General features: G+C 71.4%; 3 protein-coding genes and 1 pseudogene. All 4 read right to left on the bottom strand.

Annotation, left to right across the window (positions count from 1 at the left end; translation table 11 throughout):
• A partial coding sequence (ftsH, locus tag G3I65_RS08615) for an ATP-dependent zinc metalloprotease FtsH (RefSeq protein WP_160695624.1) occupies window positions 1-2037 on the bottom strand: 2037 nt, incomplete at its 3' end.
• Window positions 2038-2239: 202 nt separating this feature from the next.
• Window positions 2240-3067 (bottom strand): ESX secretion-associated protein EspG, encoded by an 828-nt coding sequence (locus tag G3I65_RS08610; RefSeq protein ID WP_160695623.1) that lies wholly within the window; start codon window positions 3065-3067, stop codon window positions 2240-2242.
• A gap of 374 nt (window positions 3068-3441) precedes the next feature.
• A complete protein-coding gene (locus tag G3I65_RS08605; RefSeq protein ID WP_160695622.1) occupies window positions 3442-4230 on the bottom strand; it encodes an ESX secretion-associated protein EspG in 789 nt (262 codons plus the stop codon).
• A 60-nt stretch (window positions 4231-4290) separates the two neighbouring features.
• Window positions 4291-4730: pseudogene (locus tag G3I65_RS08600) on the bottom strand (hypothetical protein); the annotation flags it as partial.

The raw sequence follows: 4730 nt of genomic DNA, 5'->3' as shown, positions 1-4730 counted from the left end.
GCCGGGCAGGTCGCCCGCGCCCGGGGCCGTGCCGACCGGGGTCGGCTCCGGCTTGAGGGCCGGCTTCGGCTCCTTCTCCGGCGGCGGCCACGGCTCGCCGCGCTCCATCGCCAGCTCGCCCGGGGTCTTGATCGGCGGCTTGTCCGACGGGGTCCGCTCACCGAACTCGTTGAAGACGGTGATGTGCGGGCGCTTCTCGACGGTCGCGAAGATCCGCTCGAGGTCCTTGCGCTGCAGCGTCTCCTTCTCCAGCAGTTCGATGACCAGCTCGTCGAGGACGTCGCGATAGGTGTTCAGCACGTGCCACGCCTCGGTGTGCGCCGTCTCGATGAGCTTGCGCACCTCCTCGTCGATCTCGTGCGCCACCTCGAGCGAGTAGTCCGCCTGCCGCCCGGCCGACCGGCCGAGGAACGGGTCGCCCTGCTCCTGGCCGTACTTGACCGCGCCGAGGCGGGCGCTCATGCCGTACTCCATCACCATCGCGCGGGCGATCTTCGTCGCCTGCTCGATGTCCGCGGACGCGCCGGTGGTGGGCTCGTGGAAGACGAGCTCCTCGGCCGTGCGGCCGCCCATCGCGAAGACCAGCCGGCCGATCATCTCCGAGCGGGTCATCAACTCCTTGTCGTCCTCCGGGACGATCAAGGCGTGCCCGCCGGTGCGGCCGCGGGGCAGGATGGTCAGCTTGTAGACCGGTTCGATGTCCGGCATCGCCCACGCGGCGAGCGCGTGCCCGCCCTCGTGGTAGGCCGTGATCTTCTTCTCCTTCTCGGAGATGATCCGGCTCTTGCGGGCGGGGCCGCCGACGACGCGGTCGACCGACTCCTCCAGCGCGACGTCGGTGATCACGTGCCCGTTCTGGCGGGCGGTGAGCAGCGCGGCCTCGTTCAGCACGTTGGCCAGGTCCGCGCCGGACATGCCGACGGTCCGCTTGGCCAGGCTGCCCAGGTCGGTGCCCTGCGCGATCGGCTTGCCCTTGGCGTGCACCTCGAGGATCGCCTTGCGGCCGCGCAGGTCGGGCGCGGACACCGGGATCTGCCGGTCGAACCGGCCGGGGCGCAGCAGCGCCGGGTCGAGGATGTCGGGCCGGTTGGTGGCCGCGATCAGGATGATGCCGCCGCGGGCGTCGAAGCCGTCCATCTCGACGAGCAGCTGGTTCAGCGTCTGCTCGCGCTCGTCGTGCCCGCCGCCGAGGCCGGCGCCGCGCTGGCGGCCGACCGCGTCGATCTCGTCGACGAAGATGATGCACGGCGCGTTCTGCTTGGCCTGCTCGAACAGGTCGCGGACGCGCGAGGCGCCGACACCGACGAACATCTCGACGAAGTCCGAGCCGGAGATCGTGTAGAACGGCACGCCCGCCTCACCGGCGACGGCTCGCGCGAGCAGCGTCTTGCCGGTACCCGGCGGCCCGTAGAGCAGCACGCCCTTCGGGATCTTCGCGCCGAGCGCTTGGTAGCGCGCCGGGTTCTGCAGGAAGTCCTTGATCTCGTACAGCTCTTCGACGGCCTCGTCGGCACCCGCGACGTCCCCGAAGGTCGTCTTGGGCATGTCCTTGTTCAGCTGCTTGGCCTTGGACTTGCCGAAGTTGAGGACGCGGTTGCCGCCGCCCTGCGCGTTGTTCATCATCCACATCAGCAGGCCCAGGACGAGGGCCAGCGGGATGGCGAAGATGAGGATCTGCGTCAGCACGCCCTGCTGGGTCACCTTGGTGGTGAACTTGATCGGCTGGCCGCCGTTCTTCGCCGCGATCAACGAGTCGTAGATCGGGCGGGTGGCGTCCGCCGGGTACTGCGAAATGATCTGGGTGACCTGCTGGCCGTCCACGTCCACCGGCTTCGAGAGCAACAGCTTGAGCTGCTGCTCCTTGTCCTCGAGGCTGGCTTCCTTGACGTTGTTCGAGGAGATCTGGGAGTTCGCCACCGAGATGGGTGCCTGGGTGTACCCACGATCACTGTCGAAGATCGTGTTGTACGCGAACAACGCCAGCAACCCCGCGACGATCCACAGCAGTGGGTTCCTGAGCACGCTCTTCCGGTTCATACGACTCGGCCCTGGTGGCCTCGACCCTCCCTGGTTGGGCGGCTCCTGTGATACCCGCCATCACGATCTTGACAACCCGTGGTGCCCGGGCTGCCGTCCCATCAGGGTACCGTCCGCTGCCGCGTTCATCCCCTGTGAGCCTCTCGCAGGTCAACGGGCGATACCGCGCCCGGGTTCCCGCCCGGCGTCCGAGGTGGTCACGCTATCGCGTGCCGTCGGACACACTGCTCACCATCTCGCCCAGCCGGATCCGCAACGTCGCCGGGTCGGCCGGGGCCACCGTGACCCACTCCCGACCGTCCGTACCTGCGCGGGAGAGGCTCAGGTAGCGGCCGGTCGCGGTGTCGAACCAGGCCAGGACGCGGGACCGCTGCTTGGCCCCGACCTGCGAACGGCTGTTCGCTGCGAGCTGACCGCCCCGCTGCCGCGGCTGCCCGGCCAGGCGGCCGTACGCCTCTCGCGGGTCGGCCGTGACGCGCTCGCTGAGCGGGGTCCGGCGCGCCTTGCCCCGGCGTTTGTCTTCTTCCTCACCCGGCGCCGACGGCAGCGACACGGGCACCCGGATCGGGGCCGTGCGCAGGGCGTCGTCCAGCGGGAGCGTGACCGACGCCTCGCTGCCGCGCGGGCCGGCGGGCAGCACGTCGACCACCGCGGACACCAGCGCGTCCGGCGGGAGGTCACGCAGCCAGATGCCGTCGGCGTCCTGGACCGCGAGCACGCCCTTGCTGTCGTCGGCCGCCGCGAGCACGCCGACGGTCGGCGCCTCGAACTGCGGGATGTGCAGCGCGTCGATGGTCAGCGGGGCGAAGGCCAGCAGGTGCAGCGCGTCTTCGATCGGGGGCGCGAGCGAGCCGCGCTGCTCGCGGACGCCGCGCGCCTTCAGCTCGACGTCGACGCGGTGGCGCAGGGAAACGCGCTCGTCCTCGGTCGCGCCGTGCGACCGGACGCGCAGCGGGTACGGCAGCTCCCCGACCTGCGCCGACTCCCAGAGGAAGTCGAACGCCAGTGGCGAGAAGAACTCTTGCATCATTACTCTCCCGGATCGGACTCTTGCTCAGCGTAGCCCGCACCACCGACAAAAAGTGAGCGCCGGCCGAGCACGCTAGGAGAAGCCGGAGCCCGATCCTGGCAGAGGTGACGGGTCAGGCCATGAGGGGCACCTTCATGGCCGTAAGAGCAGGGCTTCGGGTCGCGCCGACCGGAGTGGCCATCATGCCGACTGGAGCGGCCAACACGTCCGGGTCTCCGGTGTGTTGGCCACTCCGGTCGCTGAACTGGCCGTTCCGGGCATTGAGTTGGCCGTTCCGGGCGATCCCCTGATCGACACCGGTAGCACGGCCGCTCAAGCGACTTTGCCGGAACCCTGGCACCTGGCAGAGGTGACCGGCGGTGCCGGCAGGAGGCTCAGACCGGCGTGGCCGAACCCGCCGCCGTCGCCAGCATCTCGCCGAGGCGGTGGCGCAGGGTCGCCGCGTCCGCCGGCGCGATCGTGATCCAGTCACGGCCGTCGCGGCCGCTGGTCGCCTGCGTGAAGTAGCGGCCCGTCTCGGTGTCGAACCAGCTCAGCACCGGCGTCCGCGTGCGGCCGCCCATCCGCGAACGCGCGTTGGCCGCGATCTGGCCGCCGCGCAGGCGGGGCTGGGCGTGCAGCCGGGCCAGTGCCTTGCGGTCCTCGTCCGCCGACGAGCGTTCGTCGCCGTTGCCGCGGCGCTGCAGGAAGTCGACGCCGTGCGCGCCGACCAGCTGCTCCAGCGGCACCGTGATCGACTTCTCGGTGCCGCGCGGGGCGCCCGGCAGCAGCGAGACGATCGCGCTGGCCAGACCGTCCGTCGGACACGGGTTCAGGTGCAGGCCGCGGCGGTCCTGCACGGCCAAGAGCCCCTGGCCGCCCAGCACGCCGGCGATGGCGAGCAGCGGCTCGGCGTCCGGGGCGATCAGCTGGACGGCGTCCAGGCTCAGTTCCGGGGTCGCCAGCACGCCGAAGTAGTCCTCGACGTGCGGTTCGGGCCGCCCGCGGCCGTCGGCGAGCCCCCGCGCGACGAGACCCTCCAACGTGCGGCGGCGCAGCAGCGCACGCTCGTCGACGGTCGCGCCGTGCGAGCGGATGCGCAGCGGGTACGGCAGCTCGCCCAGCCCGGCGGACTCCCAAAGGAAGTCCACCTCGACCGGGGTGAGCAGCTCAGCGTTCGGCATCGAGCCACCCCCAAGAGAAACCGGGCCGGGCACACCGTCGGCGTGCCCGGCCCGAAAGGATCAGCGGTCTTCGTCGTCCCCGGACCACGCGCCGATGACCGGCGGCGGGGTCGCCTGGTTGGCGCCGAAGGCCTCGTCCGGGTCCGCCTCGATGAGGAAGGACGCGTGCGTGTGCTCCTCGTCCTGCTCGCCCTGGGCACCGTGCGGGGCCATGCCGCCCATGCCGCCCGGGTTCATCGGCGGCGGGGCCTGCTGCCCGCCGATCGTGCCAGCGGACGAGACGAGCCCCTGCTGCGGCGCCTGCTGCGAAGCGGCGCTCTGGCCCTCGGCCGAAGCCAGGGTCGTGTCGTTCTCGGCCTTCGAGCCGGACTTGCTGCCCGCGCCGAGCGCCCGCGACGCCAGCGCGCCGAGACCACCGGCGACGCCGCCGATGCCGAGGCCCATCCCGATCTTGCCCAGCGGGCTGCCGCCACCGGCCGCCGTGCCGCCCGGGGCGACCT

The organism is Amycolatopsis sp. SID8362 (genome assembly GCF_010550475.1).
Lineage (GTDB): Bacteria > Actinomycetota > Actinomycetes > Mycobacteriales > Pseudonocardiaceae > Amycolatopsis > Amycolatopsis eburnea.
Note: the sequence above shows the minus strand (reverse complement) of the source record. Positions and strands in the feature narration are given on the sequence as shown.

Excerpts from the sequence above, each read along its gene's own strand:
- G3I65_RS08610 (WP_160695623.1), bottom strand. The coding sequence starts at position 3,067 with ATGATGCAAGAGTTCTTCTCGCCACTGGCGTTCGACTTCCTCTGGGAG.
- G3I65_RS08605 (WP_160695622.1), bottom strand. The coding sequence starts at position 4,230 with ATGCCGAACGCTGAGCTGCTCACCCCGGTCGAGGTGGACTTCCTTTGG.